The sequence below is a fragment of the Actinokineospora terrae genome (assembly GCF_900111175.1).
In the GTDB taxonomy this organism is placed as follows: Bacteria; Actinomycetota; Actinomycetes; order Mycobacteriales; family Pseudonocardiaceae; genus Actinokineospora; species Actinokineospora terrae.
Map to the genome: position 1 here is coordinate 122,668 of NZ_FOGI01000002.1, position 20,865 is coordinate 143,532.

21 protein-coding genes are annotated in these 20,865 nt (G+C 72.0%); 5 read left to right on the forward strand and 16 right to left on the reverse strand.

Annotated features, from left to right (window positions below; translation table 11 throughout):
- Positions 1-3: 3 nt before the first annotated feature.
- From BMY07_RS03940 to BMY07_RS03975, 8 genes are all read right to left on the reverse strand, one after another.
- Entirely contained in the window at positions 4-774 is a 771-nt protein-coding gene (locus BMY07_RS03940; protein WP_092775061.1) for a 2,3-dihydro-2,3-dihydroxybenzoate dehydrogenase, read from the reverse strand.
- A 429-nt stretch (positions 775-1,203) separates the two neighbouring features.
- Positions 1,204-2,070 carry an SAM-dependent methyltransferase gene (locus BMY07_RS03945; RefSeq protein ID WP_245782188.1) on the reverse strand — a complete coding sequence of 289 codons (867 nt, stop codon included), beginning with the start codon at positions 2,068-2,070 and terminating at the stop codon, positions 1,204-1,206.
- Positions 2,040-2,636, reverse strand: a complete 597-nt coding sequence (locus tag BMY07_RS03950) for a cysteine hydrolase family protein (RefSeq protein ID WP_092775062.1) — start codon at positions 2,634-2,636, stop codon at positions 2,040-2,042. Before BMY07_RS03950 ends, BMY07_RS03945 begins: the two co-directional genes overlap by 31 nt.
- Positions 2,633-3,676, reverse strand: a complete 1,044-nt coding sequence (locus BMY07_RS03955) for an isocitrate/isopropylmalate family dehydrogenase (RefSeq protein WP_092775063.1) — start codon at positions 3,674-3,676, stop codon at positions 2,633-2,635. The genes BMY07_RS03950 and BMY07_RS03955 overlap by 4 nt, the downstream gene beginning before the upstream one ends.
- A 48-nt stretch (positions 3,677-3,724) precedes the next feature.
- On the reverse strand, positions 3,725-4,255 hold the full coding sequence (locus tag BMY07_RS03960) for an EF-hand domain-containing protein (RefSeq protein ID WP_092775064.1): 531 nt from the start codon (positions 4,253-4,255) through the stop codon (positions 3,725-3,727).
- A 164-nt stretch (positions 4,256-4,419) separates the two neighbouring features.
- Entirely contained in the window at positions 4,420-5,646 is a 1,227-nt protein-coding gene (locus tag BMY07_RS03965; RefSeq protein ID WP_092775065.1) for an RNA polymerase sigma factor, read from the reverse strand.
- Position 5,647: 1 nt separating this feature from the next.
- Positions 5,648-5,992 (reverse strand): YciI family protein, encoded by a 345-nt coding sequence (locus BMY07_RS03970; RefSeq protein ID WP_092775066.1) that lies wholly within the window; start codon positions 5,990-5,992, stop codon positions 5,648-5,650.
- 133 nt (positions 5,993-6,125) lie between these two features.
- Positions 6,126-6,596 (reverse strand): winged helix-turn-helix transcriptional regulator, encoded by a 471-nt coding sequence (locus BMY07_RS03975; RefSeq protein ID WP_092775067.1) that lies wholly within the window; start codon positions 6,594-6,596, stop codon positions 6,126-6,128.
- 87 nt (positions 6,597-6,683) lie between these two features.
- Between BMY07_RS03975 and BMY07_RS03980 the strand changes: the two genes are divergently transcribed.
- From BMY07_RS03980 to BMY07_RS03990, 3 genes are all read left to right on the forward strand, one after another.
- A complete protein-coding gene (locus BMY07_RS03980; protein ID WP_092775068.1) occupies positions 6,684-7,277 on the forward strand; it encodes a dihydrofolate reductase family protein in 594 nt (197 codons plus the stop codon).
- Between the two features lie 13 nt (positions 7,278-7,290).
- Entirely contained in the window at positions 7,291-7,668 is a 378-nt protein-coding gene (locus BMY07_RS03985; protein WP_092775069.1) for a PPOX class F420-dependent oxidoreductase, read from the forward strand.
- Positions 7,669-7,863: 195 nt separating this feature from the next.
- Positions 7,864-8,205, forward strand: a complete 342-nt coding sequence (locus tag BMY07_RS03990; protein ID WP_092775070.1) for a hypothetical protein — start codon at positions 7,864-7,866, stop codon at positions 8,203-8,205.
- Between the two features lie 103 nt (positions 8,206-8,308).
- Here BMY07_RS03990 and BMY07_RS03995 read toward each other — a convergent pair whose 3' ends face one another.
- The 8 genes from BMY07_RS03995 to BMY07_RS04035 all read right to left on the reverse strand — a co-directional run bounded on the left by BMY07_RS03995 (position 8,309) and on the right by BMY07_RS04035 (position 19,858).
- The gene (locus tag BMY07_RS03995; protein WP_245782189.1) at positions 8,309-9,307 is read right to left on the reverse strand and encodes an AI-2E family transporter; all 999 of its coding nucleotides are present in this window, start codon (positions 9,305-9,307) and stop codon (positions 8,309-8,311) included.
- A 225-nt stretch (positions 9,308-9,532) separates the two neighbouring features.
- Entirely contained in the window at positions 9,533-10,633 is a 1,101-nt protein-coding gene (gene tal, locus BMY07_RS04000) for a transaldolase (RefSeq protein WP_092775071.1), read from the reverse strand.
- Positions 10,634-10,673: 40 nt separating this feature from the next.
- A complete protein-coding gene (tkt, locus tag BMY07_RS04005) occupies positions 10,674-12,785 on the reverse strand; it encodes a transketolase (protein WP_092775434.1) in 2,112 nt (703 codons plus the stop codon).
- Positions 12,786-13,157: 372 nt separating this feature from the next.
- On the reverse strand, positions 13,158-13,880 hold the full coding sequence (locus BMY07_RS04010; protein WP_092775072.1) for a GAF and ANTAR domain-containing protein: 723 nt from the start codon (positions 13,878-13,880) through the stop codon (positions 13,158-13,160).
- A gap of 344 nt (positions 13,881-14,224) precedes the next feature.
- On the reverse strand, positions 14,225-16,324 hold the full coding sequence (locus BMY07_RS04020; protein ID WP_245782190.1) for a HelD family protein: 2,100 nt from the start codon (positions 16,322-16,324) through the stop codon (positions 14,225-14,227).
- A gap of 26 nt (positions 16,325-16,350) precedes the next feature.
- The gene (locus tag BMY07_RS04025) at positions 16,351-16,749 is read right to left on the reverse strand and encodes an Hsp20/alpha crystallin family protein (protein ID WP_092775074.1); all 399 of its coding nucleotides are present in this window, start codon (positions 16,747-16,749) and stop codon (positions 16,351-16,353) included.
- A 220-nt stretch (positions 16,750-16,969) separates the two neighbouring features.
- Complete coding sequence (locus BMY07_RS04030) at positions 16,970-19,006, reverse strand: ATP-binding protein (RefSeq protein WP_092775075.1); 2,037 nt, start codon at positions 19,004-19,006, stop codon at positions 16,970-16,972.
- A gap of 363 nt (positions 19,007-19,369) precedes the next feature.
- On the reverse strand, positions 19,370-19,858 hold the full coding sequence (locus BMY07_RS04035; RefSeq protein ID WP_092775436.1) for a DinB family protein: 489 nt from the start codon (positions 19,856-19,858) through the stop codon (positions 19,370-19,372).
- Positions 19,859-20,027: 169 nt separating this feature from the next.
- On the opposite strand from BMY07_RS04035, the gene BMY07_RS04040 reads away from it, so the two are divergent.
- Entirely contained in the window at positions 20,028-20,330 is a 303-nt protein-coding gene (locus tag BMY07_RS04040; protein WP_092775076.1) for a DUF4286 family protein, read from the forward strand.
- A gap of 130 nt (positions 20,331-20,460) precedes the next feature.
- Positions 20,461-20,859, forward strand: coding sequence for a hypothetical protein (locus BMY07_RS04045; RefSeq protein ID WP_092775077.1), 399 nt, complete (start codon positions 20,461-20,463; stop codon positions 20,857-20,859).
- Positions 20,860-20,865: the final 6 nt, after the last annotated feature.

A 20,865-nucleotide genomic window follows, 5' to 3' on the forward strand; every position in this document is an offset into this window, starting at 1 on the left:
CGATCAGGCGCACAGGGTTGCGCCGCCGTCCACGTAGAGGTTCTGCATGGTGATGTGCCGCGCGCGGTCGGACACCAGGAAGACCACGGCGTCGGCCACGTCGGCGGGATCGGCGATGCGCTTGAGCGGAATGCCGACGCGGAATTGCGCCGGGTCGCCCGCGATGACGCGCTCCGGGCCGTTGCCGTCGGTCCAGAGCGCGCGCTGCATCTCGGTGTCGGTCGAGCCGGGGGACACGATATTGCAGCGAACACCGGATCCGGCGAGTTCGAGACCCAGGCACCGGGTGAGCATCGTGGCGGCCGCCTTGGAGGCCGCGTAGGCGGCCATCCCCGTGCGCGGCACACCCGCCGCGTTCGAGCCGATGGTGATCAGTACACCACGCCCGCGCGGCACCATGCGGTGGGAAATTTCCCGCAGCACGAAGAACACCCCGGTCGAATTGACCTCGAATGTCCGCGCCCAGTCCTCGGCCCGGGTGGAACCGACGGAAGACGCGCACAGCACGCCTGCCGCGGACACGCCGATGTCGAGCGGACCGAGGTCGCGCTCGACCTCGTCCACCACGCGGGCCAACGAGTCCTGGTCGGTGACATCGGCCGGGAACGGCACCGCCGCCCCACCGGTGCGGTCCGCGACCGCCTTGAGCCCATCGACATCGATGTCAACCACCGCAACGGAAACCCCTTCGCGGACCAGCGCTTCCGCGATGGCGGCGCCGATCCCGCGCGCCGCACCGGTGACCAACGCGACACGGCCGGACAACCCGGTCACCGGCGTCTCCCTTCTACACGCTTGTGGAAGTTCCAAGCTAGCTATTCACACCACGATCCCGCGATAGCCGCACCTGTTCTCTCATCCACATTTTTGCCGGTTTCACACCATCCGGCACGAAGCCGACGGATTCCTCGTCCGTCTAACAACTCGTCGGACGATGTGATAATCGAGGCGAATTCCCGCCGAGCACGGCAAGGCGAACAGAATTCGCATGATGCGCAAATCGAAGACTTGACGAGAATTCAATGGTCCACTGTAGACAGGCGAGTCGGATGAATCCCAGGGCATGTCGGATTTCTCTTCCGACCAGCGGCCGCGGTCCGCCCCACCACGGCACCCGACCAACCCGGGCGACCGTCGCGGACCTCCATCAGCGGCGAGGGGGGAAGCACGCGGTCGGCTCGCGGAAGTCCTCGAGCCGAACAGTCAGGTGGTGCTGGGTTTGGTCGCGAACACCCAGCGGTTGCCTGCCAGGGCGTCGTCGGGTTCGGGGTGGGGGCCGCGGCCGTGGTGGTGGGTGAAGTCGAAGGGGGTGCGGGTGGTGGTGGACCAGCCGCGGGTGTGGAGGTGGGCGGCGGAGTCGGGGCGGGGGTCGGGGTTGAAGAGGGCGAGCAGGTCGATGCCGGTCTGGTCGCGGGTGGCGGTGTAGACCGGGTTGGCGCGGGCTCGCGGCGAGCCGAGGCCCAGCTTGATCTCGTAGGCGAGGTCGCTGCCCGGCGCGGCGAGTGAGTCTACTGTGGACATCAGGTGCCGCTCGGCGGCGGCCGGGAGGTAGAGCAGGATGCCCTCGGCCAGCCAGGTGCTCGGGGCGGTGGGGCGGTAGCCGCCTGCCAGCAGGGCGGAGGCCCAGTCGCCGCGCAGGTCGGCGGGGACGGATCGGCGGGTGGCGGGGGCCGCGCCGAGGACGGTGTCCTTGAAGGCGAGCACTTCCGCGCGGTCGATCTCGTAGACGACGCAGCCCTGGGGCCAGTCCAGGCGCAGGGCGCGGGAGTCCAGGCCCGCGCCCAGCAGGACGACCTGGCGGCTGCCCGCGCGGGTGGACTCGAGCAGGAAGTCGTCGAGGACCCTGGTGCGCAACCCGAAGTAGCGGCACAGGCGGCCCCACAACGGGTTCGAGTCGCCGTCGGGGACGTCGTCGATGGAGGTCGGCCACCCAGCTGACGCGCTCGCGGCGCGGACGAAGCGCTCGGCGTACTCGTCGCGGGCGAGGGAGTCGGGGCGGTGGGTCTCGATGGCCCGGCCCGCCGCGACCATCAGCGCGGTCAGGCCGACACCGTGCTCGACGCCCGCCACAGCTCCTCCTCCTCGGCCAGGGTGGTGATACGCGCGCCGTACAGAGCGGCCATGAACCCCAGGATCGTGTCGTTCGGCAGGCGCAGGGCGGTGGTGCAGTCCGCCAGGACCGTGATGTGCAAGCCCTTCTGGAACGCCGTTCGCGCGGTGGAGTCGACGCAGACGTCGGTGTAGAGGCCTGCGAACACGAGCTGGTCGAAGGCATCGATGGAGGCCGCGAACTCCGGGTTGAGGAACGCGTCGAAGCAGGCCCGCTTGGTGAAGACGCGTTCGCCGGGGGCGGGGGTGAGGTTGTGGAACTCCGCGCCCCACGAGCCGGTGACGCACTTGGGCCGCTTCCCCGACGCCGCGTCACGCTGCCGCCAGCTCGGGCCCTGGTACGCGGCGTCGCCCTCGAAGCGGACGAAGACCACCTCGACGTCGTGGGCCCGTGCCGCGTCGACGGCCCGTGCCGCGCCCGCCGCGGCGGACTCCACCGCCGTGGTGTCGCCGTCGAACTTGGCCGCGACCGCCGGGCCGGTGCAGAAGTCGTTCTGCACGTCGATCACCACCAGCGCCGTGCTCATCGGGCGGACTCGACGCACTTGAGCAGCGCGTCCAGCACCGACGTGGTCGAGTCGGCGCCGCCGAGGTCCGGTGTGGACACTCCTTGCGCCACGGTGGCGGTGATCGCGTCCTCCATGGCCCCGATCGCACCCGCGCAGCCGCCGTGGCGTTCCGCGATCGCCGCTGTCGCGCGCACGGTCGCCACGGGGTTGACGATGTCGCGGCCCTCGATGTCGTCGGCCGAGCCGTGGACGGTCTGGTACTCCAGCAGTCCACGCACGGCGGGGTCGAGGTGCGCGTTCTCGGTGAAGCGGTTCTCCTGCCGTTCACGGCCGAAGCGGTCGAGCAGGAACGGGTGCATGACATCGGCCCACTCGTTGCCGCCGATGATCATCATGCGCGGGGAGAGGCCGCGTTCGATCAGGTTGCGGTTGACCGTGTCCGGCTGCGCGAGGGCGATGTCCACGCCGTGGCGGGCCGCGCTCTCGGCCACCCACTCGCCGAGGGCGCCGTCGAGCAGGTGGAACTTGTAGGCCATGACGATCTGGTCGGCCCCGGTGTCCGGCCACTGCCGCCGCGCCCGGTCCACGGCGAAGGCGATGACCTCGTCGGTGATGTCCCGGCTGAACTCCGTCGTGCGCGACACCGCGCCGGGCGAGTGCGTGTTCTCCCCGGTGTAGAACCCCTGCGCCTCGTCGCGCACCAGCAGCAGCGTCGCACCGGTCGACTCGATGACGTCGACCTTCACCGCCCGCAGCCGCTGCCGGACCAGGTACAGCGACTGGGCGTTGATAGCGGTCCGGAATACCGCCTGGATCCCGGCCGACGCTTGGGTCCGGCAGAACTGCTCGTACTGTGCGGCGTCGCCCTCGGTTGACTCCCTGATCTGCTCAGGGCCTAATCCCTTGAGTGAGAAATAGGAATGGTAGAGCCGGGGCGAGCGGCTCACGGAGAACCGGGTTCCCCACACCTCGCCTAAAGTGTCGAGCGTCCGCTCGAACACGCGCGCCAACTCCGGACCGGTGCCCCGGCCCACGGCGAGTCCGACTACCGAGTCCACCGCACTCCCCCACATCGGATCAGCATCGGACTGCGGGCCAGGGGCTGGTCAGGCGGACGGCGAGACCAACTGGTCGCCCGCGATCCCCGCCTTCTCCGGCTGGTAGTAGTCCTTGATGCCCTCGACCCAGGTGGCCACCCGGATCCGGTCGGCCTCCGACGGGCCGAACGCGTCGAACAGCGCGTGGATGTTCTCGGTGCGGAACCCGATGGCCGACATCAGCTCGGCGAACACCGGCCGCTCGATCAGGCCGTCCCCGTCCGGGTCGCCCAAGGCCCCCAACGCCTCGGCGAACTCCGCCACCGTCGCGTCGAACCGCTCCGGCGACAGCGTGCACGCGGAGAACTCCTCAAGCGAGACCAGCCCGTCGCGGTCGGCGTCCAGCTCAGCCTCCAGCGTTTCCCAGTACTTCCGGAAAGCGCCGGCCATCCGCTCCTTGTCGGCCTCCGCCGACTCGCTCGCCGCCGCGACGACCCGCCGCGCCATGAGGTCGAAGTCCCCGGAGTCGAGTTGACCGCTGCCGTTCGCGTCGAAGAGCCGGAAGATGAGTTCGACCCGCTCGACTGCCTCGCTGCGCATGAAACCTCCGAATGCCCTGTTCTCCACCTCATTCCACTATGTCAGAGCCGCCACCCATTTCTCGATCGCGAGTCGATGTTCATCAAATAGGATGAGATCGTCGGCGTGTGATCGCGGACAGTGGCGTCTGCTGGGCCGGTCGGGGCCGGCACCAGGCCATGCCGTCAGTCCTTGAGTGCGTCCAGGCGAGCTTGGAACAGCGCGCGGTCGGGCTCGGTGGCCGCGTGGTCAAGGGCGAGTCGGTAGGCGGCGATGGCCTCGGGGGTGCGTCCCAGGCGGGCCAGGAGGTCGGCCCGCGCGGCCAGGTAGGGGTGGTGGCGGCGTAGGCGGGGGTCGTCGGCGAGGTCGTCGAGGAGTGCCAGACCGGCGGCGGGGCCGTCGCGCATGGCTATGGCGGCGGCGCGGTTCACGGCGATGACCGGTGACGGCACGAGGACGTGGAGGACGTCGTAGAGGGCGACGACCTGGGGCCAGTCGGTGGTGGTGATGTCGGCCGCCTCGTCGTGCAGGGCGGCGATGGCGGCTTGGACGCCGTAAGGGCCGGGCGGGCCTGCCAGGGCCTGGGGCAGCAGTGCGAGTCCTTCCTCGATCATGGCGCGGTCCCAGGCGCCGCGGTCTTGGTGCTCGAGCAGCACCGGCAGGCCGTCGGGGGTGGTCCGTGCCGCTCGCCTGGCGTGGACCAGCAGCATCAGCGCGCGCAGACCGATGACCTCCCGATCGGAGAGCAGGCCTGCCAGGACGGTGATCAGCCGGATGGCCTCCTCGGCCAGGTCGAGGCGTTGCAGGTGCGGACCGGAGCTGGCGGCGTAGCCCTCGGTGAAGATCGAGTACAGCACCTGCAGGACCCCGGGCAGCCGCGCGGGCAGCTCGTCCGCGTCGGGCACCCGGAACGGGATGCGGGCGTCGCGGATCTTGCGCTTGGCCCGGGTGATCCGCTTCGCCATCGTCTCCACCGGCACCAGGTACGCGCGCGCCACCTCGGGCGTGGTCAACCCGGCCAGGCAGCGCAGCGTCAACGCGCCGCGGTCCTCCTCCGCCAGCGCCGGGTGCGCGCAGGTGAAGAACAGCTGGAGCCGGTCGTCGGGCAGCCCGCCCTCGGGCGCGGGCGGCTCCGCGCGCTCGGCCTCGACCCGCAACTGCGCGAGCCGGGCGGTGTGGGTCCGGTCGCGGCGCAGCCGGTCGACCGCCTTGCGCCTGGCCGTGGTCATCAGCCACGCGCCCGGGTTGGGCGGCACCCCGTGCGCGGGCCAGTGCGCGAGCGCGGCCTCGACGGCCTCGGACGCGGCTTCCTCGGCCAGGTCCAGGTCGCCGAACCGGCGGGCGAGCGCGGCGAGCAGGCGGCCGTGCTCCTCGCGGAACACGGCCGCCACGGTGGCCCGTTCGTCGGCCACCTCAGAACTCGGCGATCGGCCGGACCACCACCGAACCGCTGCCGAGCGCCCCGGGGCAGCGCGCGGCCCAGTCCAGCGCCACGTCCAGGTCCGGCACGTCGATGACGTAGAACCCGCCCAGCACCTCCCGCGTCTCCGCGAACGGCCCGTCGGTCACCACCCGCGTCCCGTCCGCGGCGACCCGCACGGCGGTCGCGGTGACCAGGTCGGCCAACGACTCCCCCGACACGAAGATCCCCGCGTCCTTGACCGCCTTGTCGTAGACCACCCAGTCCTCGACCGTGCACTCCGCGGCCCCACCGCCCGCGTCGACCGAACCCGCGTTGATCAGCAGCATGTACTTCACCAGAGCACTCCTCATCCGACCGTCCTGTCCCACCCGGCAGTATCACCGGACGACCCCACTACGAACGGGACCCCGCCGGATGGACACCCGGCCCGGAACTTCCGCCGAGTCGGCGGGATCGGCCTGCCGGGGGTCAGCCGGTTCCAGGTGAGGAGCGGCGAGCGCCGGGGCCGGGGAGGACGTCGACGTCGGTGGCGTGCATCGGGCTCCCGCAGTGGTCGCACCGCAGGTCGACGCGGCTGATCTCCCCGCAGGCGTGGTGGCGGTAGAGGGTCGGGGGGCCCGCCTCGTCGGCGCGCCACCGGTCCCCCCACCCCGCCATGACCATGAGCAGGTCGACCAGCTCGGCGCCCTTGCTGGTCAGGACGTACTCGTAGCGGGGCCTGCGGTCGTAGGGCCTGCGCTCGACGACGCCGTGTTCGACCAGGTGGTTGAGGCGTTCGGTGAGGACCTTGCGGGAGATGCCCAGGTCGGCCTGGATCTGCTCGAACCGGGAGAGCCCGACCCACACGTCCCGCAGGACCAGCGGTGACCAGGGCTCTCCGATGACGTCGAGGGTGCGCGCGATCGAGCAGGCCATCGCGCTGAAGTCGGTGCGCTGCACCCGACCAGCCTACCCCTCGGGGTTCCCTCAGGGAACTCGGCCTGCTACCGTTTTCGAGTCTCCTCAAGGAACCCCGAAAGGACAGTCATGGGCAAGGTCATCAGCAGCCACTCCGTCTCCGTCGACGGCTACATCACCGGACGCGGTCCAGGCGCCGGGCGCGGCCTCGGCGACGGGACCGCGCTGTTCGACTGGTACTTCGACGGCGACACCCCCAGCGGGGTGTTCGACGGGTTCCGGCTGAGCGCGGCCAGTGCGCCGCTGTTCGACGCCCTTGCCGACCGGGTGGGGGCGGTCGTGGCGGGTCGGCACACCTACGACGACTCCGACGGTTTCGGCGGGGGCAGTCCGCACCCGACCGCACCGCTGTTCGTCCTGAGCCACCGGCCCGTACCCGGGATCAGCGACCGGCAGACCCTCGTGACCACCGGCGTCGATGACGCGATCGCCGCGGCCAGGGCGGCCGCGGGCACCAGGGACGTCGGCCTCATGGGCGGCGGCGTGCTCGCCGCGGCGCTGCGGGCCGGACTGGTCGACGAGATCGTGCTGCACCAGGTGCCGGTGCTGCTGGGCGGAGGCAGGCCGTTCTTCCAGGACCTGCCCGAGCACGTGCGACTCCGCCTCGTCGAGACCATCGCCGCCCCCGGCGTCACCCACCTGCACTACACCGTCGAGCGTTGAGGAGACCACCACCGTGCTCACCCCCGAAGTGCGCCGCGTCCTCGACGGCACCCCGACCGCCCACCTGGCCACCGTCCTGCCCGACGGCGCCCCGCACTCCACACCGGTCTGGATCGGCACCCACGGCGACCTGGTCGCGATCTTCACCGGCCCGGGCACCCGCAAGGCCCGCAACCTGCGCCGCGATCCCCGCCTCGCGCTGTCGCTGACCCCGGCCGACAACCCGTACCAGCCGATCACCCTCCGCGGCCGGGTGGTCGAGTGGCTCGACGGCGACGCGGGCTGGGCGGTCATCGACCGGATCTCACGCAAGTACACCGGCACCCCGTACAGCCGCGACGAGGCACGGGCGGTCGCGCTCATCGAACCCCTCCGGCAGACGACGGGCTGATCCACGACGGTCCCGCCACTGGTGCGGCCGGCGCCGGATCGGTGCGGTGGCGCGCGGTCGTCCACAACACCCGGCCCCGGATGGATGACCGATAGGTGGGGTGATCAGGTCGCCCGATCAGCTGATGGCTGGGGCTCTTGGCGTCGGTAGCGTTCGGGGCTCCCCGGCACACTCGTACCTCACAGGATGGTCAGAATGAGCCGCACCCCGTTAGCCCGCGCGCTGGCGCTCGTCACCGCTGCCGCCGCGGTCACCCTGTTCACCGCCCCCAGCGCGAGCGCCGCTTCCGGCGCGTCGGCGACGTGCTGGGTCTACCCAGGCGCCACTTTCCTCTGCAACTCCGACATCCAGTCCTGGGACCCGGAGCTGGGCAGCGTCACCTGGTACATCAATGGCGTCCCGAGCAGCTACCCCCGCAACCGGCAGTCCACCGGTGTCCGGTCGTGCGTCCCGGGCACGGTGCTCAACGGCGTCGTCAAGTACTGGGACCAGGGGGGCGGCGCCAACGGCTACGCCACCGCGACCTGCCTGGCGTAGTCCTCACGTTTCCGGCCTCGGTGGGTGCTCGCACCCACCGAGGCCGGTCTCGTCGGACGGCGGCTGCTGCACGACACCGCCGGCCGGGCGTCGGGCCGGGTAGCTATCGCGCGGGTTTGGCGTCGAGCAGGGCGTTGACCCAGCGGGCGCGCGGGTCGACGTCGACCAGGAGGGCCTTTGCCAGCAGGGTGAGCGGGATGGCCAGGACGGCGCCCAGTGGGCCCAGTACCCAGCCCCAGAGGATGAGGGAGAGGAAGGTGGCGGTCACCGACAGGCCGACCGCGTCGCCGACGAAGCGGGGTTGGATCACCGACTGGAGCAGGAAGTTCATCACGCAGTAGAGGACGACGACCCAGGTCATCAGCGGCCAGCCGCCCTGCAGCAGGCCGAGGACCGCGGGTGGGGCGACGCCGAGGACGAAGCCGATGGTGGGGACGTAGTTCGTGATGAAGGACAGGACTCCCCACAGCAACGGCAGGGGGATGCCGAGCAGCGCGAGCCCGACCACGTCGAGCACCGCGACCAGGAACCCGAACACGGTCGTCACCCACAGGTAGCGGCGGACGGCGCCCGCGAAGGACACCAGCGCGGCGGCGACCCGCGGCCGGTCGGCGGCGACGATGTCGTGCCTGGCCCTGGCGGTGGCGGCGTCGATGCCGAGGAAGAGCAGGACCGAGAGCAGGAAGACGATCCCGCTCAGCACGTCGAGCGCCGAGCCGAGCCAGCCGAGCAGCTTGCCGGGGTCCTTGATGTCCACTGTGGACAACAGGGTGCCGACCCGGTCGAGCAGCGCCTGCGCCCGGTCGGCGTAGCCGGGCACCAGGTCGGCCACCCCGGCCGCGGACACCACCAGCACCGCCACCATCGCGGCGAACCCGAGGTAGATGATCAGCACCAGCACGCTGGTCGCCGCCCACGACGGCCAGCCCCGCGCGCGCAGCCACTCCGACACCGGCCGCACCGCGACCACGATCATCATCGCCAGCAGCAGCGGTCCGACCAACCACGCGGCCAGCGACATCCCGGCCACCACAACGATCCCAGCCGCACCGGCGACCAGGATCACCACCGCCCGGGGCAGTCCCCGCTCCGCGTCATCCACCCGGCTGAAGGTAGGGACCACCCGCTCCCGCCACCTCCCCCGCGGCGCATGAGCGTCGCGGGTTCGACGTCGAGGACGCCGAGACGCGCATGGTCGAGATGACCGGGATCGTGCCACCGGCAACCGGGTTCGACCCGCTCGGTGCGGGGCGTGGGCGGCGTCACCGAGCAGTGCGGCGGTCCCCTCCCGCGGTTCCGGCCGGTCGGCCTGCGGGGCCTGACGCGCTCAAGCCTTGTCCTCGAGTTCCGAGCGGACCGATTCGGTGAGCTGGTCCCAGGAGTCGACGAACTTCTGGATGGCCTCGTCCTCGAGGACCGCGAAGACGTCGTCGAGGTCGACACCGGCCCTCGCCACGGCCGTCATGACCCGCGTCGCCTCGTCGTAGGTCTTCTGGATCGGCTCGCCGGGGCTGCCGTGGTCGGCGTAAGCCTCCAGGGTGTTCCTCGGCATGGTGTTCACGGTGTCCGGCGCGATGAGGCCGCTGACGTAGGCGGTGTCGGGGTAGTCCTGGTTCTTCACGCCGGTCGAGGCCCACAGCGGGCGTTGCGTCGCGGCACCCCGCGCTTGCAGCGCTCGCCACCGCTCGGAGGAGAACACCTGCTCGTAAGCCTGGTAGGCCAGCCGTGCGTTCGCCAGCGCGGCCTTGCCCTTCAGGGAGGGGTCCGCTCCGGTCCCGTCCAGGCGCCTGTCGATCTCGGTGTCCACACGGGAGATGAAGAACGACGCCACCGACTCGATCCCGGCGAGCGATCCCCCGTCCCGCACGCGCTGCTCCAAGCCGGACAGGTAGGCGTCCATGACGGCCCGGTACCGCTCAAGGCTGAAGACGAGCGTGACGTTGACGCTGATTCCCCGTGCGGTGGACGTGGTGATCGCGGCCAGGCCCTCCTGCGTCGCCGGGATCTTGATGAACAGGTTGGGCCGGTCGACCAGCCACCACAGGTGAGCCGCCTCCGCGGCGGTGGCGTCGGTGTCGTGCGCCACCCCGGGCGAGACCTCCAACGACACCCGGCCGTCGCGGCCGGTGCGCCGCGCCACCGGGGCGAGCACGTCGCAGGCGTCGCGGACGTCGGCGGCGGTGATGGTGCGCAGTGCCTCCCCGACGCTGATCGAGCGCACGGCCATCGCGTGCACCTGGTCGTCGTAGGAGTCCGAGGCGCTGATCGCGGCCGCGAAGATGGTCGGGTTCGTGGTGACGCCCACGACGGAGTGGTCCTCGACCAACGACTGGAGTTCGCCGCTGCGGAGGAGATCGCGGGACAGGTCGTCGAGCCAGACCGCGACTCCTGATGCTGACAGTTCGGCCAAGTTGTCGTTCTGTGCCATGGCAGTGCCTTCCGAGTTCGAGGGTGGGGAGGGCGGCGGATCAGCGGTCGCCGGTGGGGGTGTGCAGTACGCCGACGCTGTCGGGGCCGATGGGGGCGACCGGCGGTGCCGCGGCGGCGGTGAGGCTGTCCCGCGCGGCGGCGACGACCGCGTCGGTGGTGAGCCCGAACTGCTCGTACAGCACGGTGTGGGCCGCGCTGGCGCCGTAGTGGTCCAGGCTGACGATCCTGCCCGCGTCGCCGACGAACTCACGCCAACCAAGGGACACGCCTGCCTCGACGCTGACCCGAGCGCGCACCGTGGGCGGCAGCACCTGCTCCCGGTAGGCCCGGTCCTGGGCAGCGAACCACTCCCAGCACGGCAGTGACACCACTCTCGTCGCGACGCCGTCGGCCTCCAGCACCTCGCGGGCGGCGATGGCGATCCGCACCTCGGAACCGGTACCCACCAGGATGACTTCGGGCGTGCCGCTGGAGGCTTCGGCGAGCACGTACCCGCCTTTGGCCACTCCCTCGGCGGAAGCGAACTCCGCGCGGTCGAAGACGGGCAAGTTCTGCCGGGACAGCGAGAGCCCGGCTGGACGGTCGTTGTGCTCGAGAATGGTGCGCCAGGCGACCGCGGTCTCGTTGGCGTCGGCCGGGCGGACGAAGTCCAGACCGGGGATGGCCCGCAGTGCCGCGTAGTGCTCGACCGGTTGATGGGTCGGGCCGTCCTCGCCCAGTCCGATGGAGTCGTGCGTCCACACGTAGGTGACCGGGAGCTGCATGAGCGCGGCCAGCCTGACCGCACCGCGCATGTAGTCGGAGAAGGTGAGGAACGTGCCGCCGTACACCCGGGTTCCGCCGTGCACCGCGATGCCGTTCATGATCGCGCCCATGGCGTGCTCGCGGACGCCGAAGTGCAGCGTGCGCCCGTACGGGCCGCCCGACCACATCGTGGTCTGCCGGGAGACGGGCAGGAACGAGGCTGTCCCCTTGACCGCGGTGTTGTTGCTCTCCGCGAGGTCGGCCGAACCACCCCAGAGCTCCGGCAGGAGCGGGTAGAGGGCTGCGAGGACCTCGCCGGACGCCTTCCGCGTGGCCACGCCCTCCGGGTCGGCGTCCCACACCGGGAGGCCGTGCGCCCAGCCGTCCGGCAGCGTCCGGGTGGACATCCGCTCCAGCAGCGCGGCGCCACCGGGATTGCCCGCCCGCCACACGTCGAAGCGCTGCTGCCACCGGGCGCGCGCCTGCTCGCCGCGCCCGGCGACTCGTCGGACGTGCTCGAGCACCTCCGGGGCGACCTCGAAGGTCTTGTCGGGGTCGACACCGAGGATCTGCTTGGTCGCCCGGACCTCGTCCTCGCCCAGCGCCGATCCGTGCGCGGCGCCGGTGTTCTGCTTGGTCGGCGCGGGCCAGCCGATGATCGTCCGCAGCACGACGAGCGAGGGTCGTCCCACCTCGGCCTTGGCGGCGGCCAGCGCGCGGTCGAGCGCCGCCAGGTCCTCTCCGTCGTCGACGTGCTGCACGTGCCAGCCGTAGGCCCGGTACCGCGCCCCCACATCCTCGGTGAACGCGATGTCGGTGTCGTCCTCGATCGAGATCCGGTTGGCGTCGTAGACCAGGACCAGGTTCCCCAACTCCTGGGTGCCCGCCAGCGACGACGCCTCGCCGCTGACGCCCTCCTGGAGGTCGCCGTCGGAGGCGAACACCCAGATCGTGTGGTCGAACACGCTCTCACCCCCGGCGGCGTCGGGGTCGAGCAGGCCGCGCTCGCGGCGAGCGGCCATCGCCATGCCGACGGCGTTGCCGACGCCCTGGCCGAGCGGGCCGGTCGTGGTCTCCACACCGGGTGTGTGGTTGACCTCCGGGTGCCCTGGTGTCCGGGAACCCCAGCTGCGCAGCGCCTTCAGATCGGGCAGTTCCAGACCGTAGCCGGAGAAGAACAGCTGGATGTAGAGGGTGAGGCTGGAATGCCCCATCGACAGGACGAAGCGGTCGCGACCGACCCAGTTCGGGTCGGCCGGGTCGTGGCGCAGCCACTTCTGGAACAGCAGGTAGGCGGCGGGGCTCATGCTCATCGCGGTGCCGGGGTGGCCGTTGCCCGCCTTCTGCACCGCGTCCATCGCCAGCGCACGACCGGTGTCGATCGCCCTGCGGTCGAGATCTCCCATCCCCTCGGGCAGTCCGGGGCGGGGCTGGGCGGGGTTGCCGGTGGGCGCGTCGCTCGCGGCCTCGGCGGGCGCCTCGGGCCGAGTGCTCCTCGTCCCCGCGGCGCCATCGGTCTCATCGGCGGTCATCAGTTGCGGTACCCCATCGGGCTGTGGGCAGTCCGGCAGCGATCCCTGTCAGGCGAGCGCGTGCTGGTCGGAGCCGACCGGCGTCCCGTCGCTGTGCGGCTTGGCCGTGCCGGGGCCGGTCGTCTTCGACGGCTACCCACCGCCGCCGGATCCAGTCGCGCCGTCCTCACCGGGAAACCGGAAGCGACGCCTGCGGAAGTGGTGTCAGTGCGAGATGCGGCACCTGGCCCGCCTGACCGTGCCCGATCACCCGGCCACGAACCGTGCGGCGAGCTCGTGCAGGTCGATGCCCTCGCTTCGCGACCGCTCGGTCAGGTGAACGAGTGCTTCGTCGGCGCCCAGCCGCCGGGTAGCCATGACGATCCCGGTGGCCCGGTCCACCACCCCTTGGGAGGCGAGTTCGGTGCCCAGGCGCGCGATGGTGGCCAGGGCGTCGGCGTGGCGGTGGTGCACTCGGAGCACCGCCTCGGCCGCCGTCGCGTAGAGGTCGAGGCGGCGTTCGTCGAACGCGGTGAAACCGCGTCCGTCCGCGCGGTAGCAGTTGATCCCGCCGGACCGCCCGCCACCGACGACGATCGGCGCGGACAGGAACCCGCTGACCCCCGCCCCCACCGCCGCCCTGCCCAGCTCCGGCCACAGCGTCGCGGCCTCGGACGAGCAATAGCGGGCCAGTACCCCCTCTTCCGCGGCCTGGAGGCAAGGACCGCTCCCGACCCGGTACTGCACCGCGTCGAGTCGGGCCGCGACGTCGCCGGTGGACGCGGCGGTGCGGTGGGAACCCCCCTGACCGAGGGTGATGCTCGCGGCGTCCACATCGGGCAGGGCAGTGAGCACCTGTTCGCACACGTGCAGGACGAACACGTCGACGCCGTCCTCGTCGTCGAGCATGGCCGACAGCGAGGCCAGGGCTCCGGTGACCTCGTCGAGCACACGCGAGGTGCCACCGGACTCGTTCCGGATACCTGTCATGGTCTCCTCCCCCGGCGCCGACACCGGTCATCGCTTGTTCCGACAGGACGGTCGCCTGCTGAGCACGCGTCGACTACCCGCACGACCGCGGGTCGAACCGCCTGCCGTGGTTGGCGCCCGCGGCCAGGGGGTAGGGCTGCGGGGACGACAGGAGCACACGATGACCAGCCACGAGTACGAAACGCCGGTGGACCTTCCAGCCGAGCAGCTGTTCCGGTACGTCGCGAACCCCGCGAACCTGCCCGCCTTCCTGACAGCGGTGTCCGAGGCCCACCCGACAGACCGCGAGCACGTCGAGGTCACCGCGGACGTCGGCGGCCACCACGTCCAGGGCGAGGCGCGGTTCAGCACCGACGAGGCCACCCGCACCATCCGCTGGAGCAGCCCGGGTGACCACGACCTCGGCGGCGAGTTCGTCGTGCACGAGATCGCCGTGGACAGCAGCCGCGTCGCCGTCCGCCTGCACGCCCCCCAGGGCGCCACCGACGACGTCCAACGCGAACTCGCCGAAGCGGTCGCCGCGTTGACGCAGGGAGCAGCCGCGCAAACCGACGCCGAACGCGCGGACCGGCAAGACGGCTGGGCAGGCTGACACCGCGCAACCCGAGCAGCGGCTGATGTCCGCGGGCGCGGCCCGAACCACCCCTGACCTTCCGGTCACGGCCCCGCCGCCGGGGCTGTGGTCGAGACGACGACGACGGCGGGACGGGGCATGCCGCCCAGCGCGCGACGACCTGCGGTGCCACCTCGTCGGTCAGGTCCCGTCGCGCCGGGAGGGACAGCGCGGCGATCAGGAGTCCTCTATGGACACTTGGGGCGATGATCGCCAGCCTGCCGCCGGTGTGTGTCGCGGCGAGGTCGGCGACGGCCCTGGGCAGGTCGGCGCGGGTCGTGCGGACACGCCACGGCACCTCGCCGGTCGAGCGGACCGACCGGGGCGGCGGTGCCGCGGGGTGGTGGGCGGCGAGCAGGTCGGCGGTGGCGGCCATGACCTCGGCCGGTGTGCGGTGGTTGACGGTGAGCCGGGCGAGCTGCCTGCGGTCCCAGGAGGAGGTGCCTGCCGGGTCTCCGGTCTGGGTGAGGTCCCCGACGATGGTCATCGACCTGGTGGGGCACCGGCGCATCAGCATCCGCCAGGCCATCTCCGACAGTTCCTGTGCCTCGTCGACGACCACGTGCCCGAACACCGCGGCGGCCTCGCCCCGGCCGACCAGCGCGGCGGCCTCGTCCAGCAACAGGACGTCCGCGGCGCTCCAGCCACCGGCAGGCTCGCCGACGAGGTCCGACACCACCTGCGCCGCGGTCAGCGGCGGCCACACCCCGTCGAGTGCGGCCTGGAGGCCGGTGTCGGCGAGCAGCGAGTCCCGCAGCCCGGTCAGGTCGGTCTCGTCCAGCAGTGTCCTCGGCCCATCGTGGTCGTCCTGACCGAGCACGACACCCGCGGCGGCCGGCGCACGCAGGTCCGACTCGCCGAGGCGGCCGTCCTGGCTGCCGCCGTCGATCGCCTCGCCGGAGTCGGTGAGCACGACCGCCTCCATGTCCTCGACCAGGCGCCGGGCGAGCACGTCCACGATCTCCCGCTGGAAGGCCTGCCTGGCCTGGTTGTGCGGCAGCCCGGTCCGCCTGGCCTCGCGCACGGCACGGCCGCACGTGCGCTGGTCGAGCCGCAGCACCTGCCGCTCGAACTCGACCTCGACGGGGTCGTGCGGTATCCGGACCCGCGACCGCACCGCGGCCGCCAGCCGGTCGGCCATGACCGCCCGGCCCTTGAACGCCTCGGCTTCGGACCGCCGCGCCCGGCGGGCCGCGGCGCCCGGCCACAGGTCGGCGACGGCGGCCGTCACCACGCTGTTCTCGCCGAGACCCGGCAGGACCTGTCCGATGTGGTCGAGGAAGATCCGGCAGGGCCCCACGACCAGGACCCGGCGGGTGCGCAGGTGCGGACGGGTGTGCAGCAGGTACGCGACCCGGTGCAGCGCGACGGCCGTCTTGCCCGTGCCAGGACCACCCTGCACCACCAGGACCCCGCTGGAACCGTGCCGGATGATCCGGTCCTGCTCGGCCTGCAGGGTGGCCACGACGTCGTGCATGCGCCCGGTCCGCTCCGCGGTGACCGCCGCCTGCAACGCCGCCTCCCCGACCAGACCGCGGTCACCGGCACCGTCGAGGTCCAGCAGCTCGTCGTTCAGCGCGACGACCGTCCGGCCTCGCGTGGTGGTGTGCCGCCGTCGCCGCACACCGTGCGGAGCGGCCGCCGTCGCGGCGTAGAACGCCCGGGCCACCGGGACGCGCCAGTCCACCAGCAGCGGCTCCGCGTCCTCGTCCCGGAACAGACCCAGTCTGCCGACGTAGACGCGCGTGCCGTCGCTCATGTCCAGCCGCCCGAAGCACAAGCCCTGCTCCACCGAGTCCAGCCGGGCCACTTCCGCCTGCCAGAGGGCCACCGCCTCCCCGGGCAGGCCGAGTGCGCTCAGGCGCAGGACAGGGCGGTGACCCGGTCGCCGCCTACGTGGGCGCGTACCGGGATCCTGAGCACCAGGATCCCGTCGCCGCAGGTTGCTTCGATGGCGTCGATGTCGGCGCCGTTCGGCAGCGTGATGGAGCGCGCCGACAGCCCGTAGTGGAAGTCGCTGCGCACCCCTGCGCGTCCGGCGACCACCCGCTCGGCGGCCACGGTGAGCACGCCCGCGCGAACGGACACCTTGATGTGCCTGCCGGGGTCGACGCCGGGGACCTCGGCGCGCAGCACGTACACGCCGTCGGCCAGGTAGTCCTCGACGGCCAGCAGGTGCCGGTCGAGGAACGGGAACGCCTCGAACAGGGCGACGAGGTCCGGGACGAACGCGGACCCGGGCAGGGTGCTGGTCATGGCGTGGCTCCCTCGGCGGTGCTGGACTCCGCTCCCGAGGGTCCCGCGCGCACCGGCCGCCCGACACCACCCAGCGGCACCGTCGCCGCGGGACCTTGGTCCCGGCACCGCGCCCCCGGTCGTCGACGCCACCGCCAGTGCACCGGGGGGCAGCCACCACTCGACCTCCGGGCGGCACGTCACGCACCGGCCAGGTGGGTAGCGACGGCAGGACGCGGTGTCACCGACCGTCGGGAGCGTGCTCCGCGGCGGGGAGGGTGAAGGCGAAGCGCGTGCCGCCGCCCGGGTTGTCGGTGGCGGTGATGACGCCGCCGTGGCGCTCGACGACGCGCTTGCAGATCGCCAGGCCCAGTCCGGTCCCGGAGTACCCGCTCTCGCGGTGCGCGCGGTGGAAGTTGTCGAAGACGGCCTCGTGCTGCCCCAGCGGGATGCCGATGCCGTTGTCGGCGATCGTCACCCGGACGCGGTCCCCGTGCTGGGCCGCGCTGATGTCCAGGTCCGGGACGGTGCCCGGCGCGGTGTACTTGACGGCGTTGCCGATGAGGTTGTCCAGCAGTTGGCGGACCAGGACGAGGTCGGCGCGCACCGGGGGCAGCGCGCCGACGTGGAACCGGGGTACGGCGTTGCCCGCGGCCGCGGCGGCGTCGACCCGCGCCGTCACGACCTCCTCGACCAGGCTCGCGAGATCGACCGCGATGGGCGCGATGGCGGCGTCGCGGGCGGTGGTGTAGGCGAGCAGGTCGTTGATCAGGTTCCGCATCCGCGCGCTCGAGCGCCTGGTCCGCTCGTGGGCTTGGCGGACCTGGGCGAGCAGGGGGAGGTCGGGAGCACCGCGCAGCGCCTCGTCGGCGATGTCGGTCCAGCCCTGCACCGAGGCGAGCGGGTTGAGCAGGTCGTGTGCGACGACCCCGGCGAAGGAGGCCAACTCGTCGTGGTGGCGGCGCTCCGCGGTGACGTCCTGGTAGACGAGCACGGCGTTGAAACCGCCCTGGCGGTCGGGGACCACGGTGGTCCTGACGTTGAGGAGGCGTCCGCGTGGCGCACCCTCGCTGCGGACCAGGACGTCCATCGGCTCGACCGCCTCGCCCGCGGCGGCCCGGACGTAGGGCAGCTCCGAGGTGGTGAAGGGGGTGCCGTCGGGGTGGAAGATCCCGTAGTGGGCGGGGTCGGCCACGATGTCGTCGGGGCTGAGCCGCCCGCCGAGCAACCGCTCCGCGGCGGGGTTGCGCAACGTCACCCGGCCCTCGGCGTTGATCACGGCGAGGCCGTCGCCCATCGAGTCGATGATCGCCCGCTTCACCGCGGCCCGGCCCGTGGCCTCGTCGCGCTGCTCGGCCAGTTCCCGCATCAGGGCGGCCCGCTCGTCACGCCCCAGCGCGAGCGCCAGGCCGACGACGGCCAGCACGACGACGAACAGCTGCACCACCATGGCCCGCTCCGGGTACGAGACCACCTGGGCGAACGGTCCGTACCCGCGCAGGGTGTAGAAGACCACCAGGGTGGCGGTCCCCGCGGTGTGCGCGGCCACGAAGTCGGTGGACAGCCGGGCCGCCGCCCACACCGTCGGGGCGACCAGGAGCGCGGCGATCGGCGGGCTGTGCTCCATGCCGAACCCGACGACGTAGGCGACGACCGTGCACAGGACCACGGCGACCTTCTCGACCAGCCGGGAGGTGGCGGGCGTGCGGGGGTTCGGCTCGCCGCGGGCGAACAGCCGCCTGCCCGCGCAGAGACCGACCGCGCCAACCACGAGCACGCCCGCGAAGTTGCGCGACGACCACACGGCCATCATCACCCACGAGAAGTTCCCCGTGAGCGACCACATCCCGATCGACCCGGTCACCGCGCCCGCGGCGGCGGCCAGGTACGCCGCGCGCACCATCGCCCACAGGTCGCCGGGAGTCCGCAGACCGCCGTCGGGCCCCCAGCCCCACAGCGTCGGGCGCCAGCGGTGGACCAGGGCGAGGAACACCCACACCTGCAGCAGGTTCGACACGATGAACACCGCGGTCTGGGCGGCGGTGGCCCCGGTGGCGAGGTTGACCACGGAGGTGACCAGCGCCAGCGCCGCGATGTCCGGCCACCTGCTCCGGGTGGTGCGCGGGGCGCAGAACCAGGTCACCGCGACACCGGCCGCGGGCCACACCAGGCTCAGGCTCGTGTCGTCCAGCACCGAGAGCCTGCCCACGACCATGGCCCCGGCGAACAGGACCGCGAAGGCCGCGGTCCGCAGCAGGGAAGCGCCGGAGACCGCCATCACGCCGCACCGCCCGTTCCGGGGGCGGTCACCCCCGCGCGCGGGGGACCTGCGCTCCGCGCCGGCCCGGTTGGTCCACTCCCGACAGCAGCCGAGCCGTCGCCGACCACGAGTCCCCGAGCCACAACACCTCCAGATGCCCGTGGCCTACCAGCGCCCTACCGTCTCCGGAGGACCTGCCCCCGCGCTCCGAGCAGGCTCCAGTGGTGCCACCATGCCCCGCTGCGCCACCTCGCGCGATCCGAACCACCCCACCACCAGCGCCCGGACACGCAGCGTGTCAACCACCGGTCGACGCTCGCCTTGGGGGTGACACCCGATCAGCGACAACTCCGGACAAGACACCAGCGCTGGACCCGGGGTTCAGGTTGGGTCCTGGTCGATCTGTTCGCGGAGGATGTCGCCGTGGCCCGCGTGGCGGGCGAACTCCTCGATCATGGCGAGGAGGGTCCAGCGCATGCTGACGGTTCCTTCGCGGGGGTTGTGCTTGGTGTCGTCGAGGGTGAAGCGGGCGGCGATCTCGCGGGATCGTCGGCCTGCGCGTTCGAACTCGGCGATCACGTCGGGCAGGGACTCTTCGGGGCCGACGGTGAAGGTTTGCTCGTCTCGGTCGGAGTAGCCGTCGCAGTCGGCGGGGGTGAGGTCGGCCCAGAAGCGTTGGAACCAGATGCGTTCGGCGGCCGCGGCGTGTTTGAGCAGGGTGATGGGCGTTGTCAGTGATGGGACGAGTCGGCGGCGGGCGTTGGGCTCGGAGAGGCCTTGGGCGGTGTCGATCAGGGCCTGGCGGTTGTGGTCGAGCATGTTCTCGAGGATGTCCCGCTCGGGGCCGTTGGTGATCCTGTGGGTGCGGATGGCGTTCACTCCGTTCGGGGAGGCGCGCCCGGAAGCAAGATGGCTGGGCGCGTGGAGGGGGTGCGGCGTGTCGACGCGGGTGGAACCACCGCGATCGAGGCAGGGTCACCGGGTGGATCCGGTGACGGCAGCACCTCCACCTTAACGCTCGTCCGGTAGAAAGGCGCCCATGACCGTCATCTACGCCGTCCGGGTCCAGTTCACCGACGAGGCTGTTCGCGACAGCTACCTGGAGTGGGTCACCGATGGCCACGCGGCGGCCGTGGTGGCGGCGGGGGCGCGGTCGGCCGAGGTGTTGTCGCTCGCGGACGGGGGCCTGGAGATGCGGTACACCTTCACCGACCGGGCCGCCCTCGCCGCGTACGAGTCGGGGCCCGCGGTCGCGCTGCGGGCGGAGGCGGCCGAGTTGTTCCCGGCGGGCTCGTTGACGGCGACGCGCAGCACCGGCGAGATCGTCGCCAGGTTCGGCTGATCACGAACCCCGGGGCAACGTCCGGCGGCGTGGGACGTCCCAGGGGATGACCCCGGTTCCGGGGGCCGGGTGGGAATCGGTGATCATGGGGTGGGCGCCGCGCGGCGCCCGCGGGTGGAGGGGTAGCGAGATGGCAGTGGCCGACCTGACGGTGAGTGCGGGCAACGACGGGCCGTGGGTGGCTGGGGGCACGGGGTCCTACACCCTGTCCGTCAGCGCTGACCTGGCCCACGAGCGGTCCGACAAGCTGGTCACCCTCACCCACACGCTGCCGATGGGGCTCACCCCGACCGACGCGGAGGGTGACGACTGGAGCTGCGCCATCTCCGGGCACCGGGTCGTCTGCCTGTCCAGCCGGACCGTGGCCCCCGGTGAGTCCTACCCGCCGGTCACCGTGGCGGTGCGGGTCGGCAGGCACGTGACGGGCAGTGTCGAGTCGATCACCGGGCTGTCGGTCGCGGGGAGCGAGGCCAACACCACCAACAACACCGCGGCCTCCGTGGTCCACATCGAGCCCGCGACCGCCTGACCCCGG

Excerpts from the sequence above, each read along its gene's own strand:
- tkt (WP_092775434.1), bottom strand. The coding sequence starts at position 12,785 with ATGGGAGATCTCGACCGCAGGGCGATCGACACCGGTCGTGCGCTGGCG.
- BMY07_RS03960 (WP_092775064.1), bottom strand. The coding sequence starts at position 4,255 with ATGCGCAGCGAGGCAGTCGAGCGGGTCGAACTCATCTTCCGGCTCTTC.
- BMY07_RS04030 (WP_092775075.1), bottom strand. The coding sequence starts at position 19,006 with ATGGCGGTCTCCGGCGCTTCCCTGCTGCGGACCGCGGCCTTCGCGGTC.
- BMY07_RS04045 (WP_092775077.1), top strand. The coding sequence starts at position 20,461 with ATGGCAGTGGCCGACCTGACGGTGAGTGCGGGCAACGACGGGCCGTGG.
- BMY07_RS04010 (WP_092775072.1), bottom strand. The coding sequence starts at position 13,880 with ATGACAGGTATCCGGAACGAGTCCGGTGGCACCTCGCGTGTGCTCGAC.
- tal (WP_092775071.1), bottom strand. The coding sequence starts at position 10,633 with ATGGCACAGAACGACAACTTGGCCGAACTGTCAGCATCAGGAGTCGCG.
- BMY07_RS03990 (WP_092775070.1), top strand. The coding sequence starts at position 7,864 with ATGAGCCGCACCCCGTTAGCCCGCGCGCTGGCGCTCGTCACCGCTGCC.
- BMY07_RS04025 (WP_092775074.1), bottom strand. The coding sequence starts at position 16,749 with ATGACCAGCACCCTGCCCGGGTCCGCGTTCGTCCCGGACCTCGTCGCC.
- BMY07_RS03980 (WP_092775068.1), top strand. The coding sequence starts at position 6,684 with ATGGGCAAGGTCATCAGCAGCCACTCCGTCTCCGTCGACGGCTACATC.
- BMY07_RS03950 (WP_092775062.1), bottom strand. The coding sequence starts at position 2,636 with ATGAGCACGGCGCTGGTGGTGATCGACGTGCAGAACGACTTCTGCACC.
- BMY07_RS04040 (WP_092775076.1), top strand. The coding sequence starts at position 20,028 with ATGACCGTCATCTACGCCGTCCGGGTCCAGTTCACCGACGAGGCTGTT.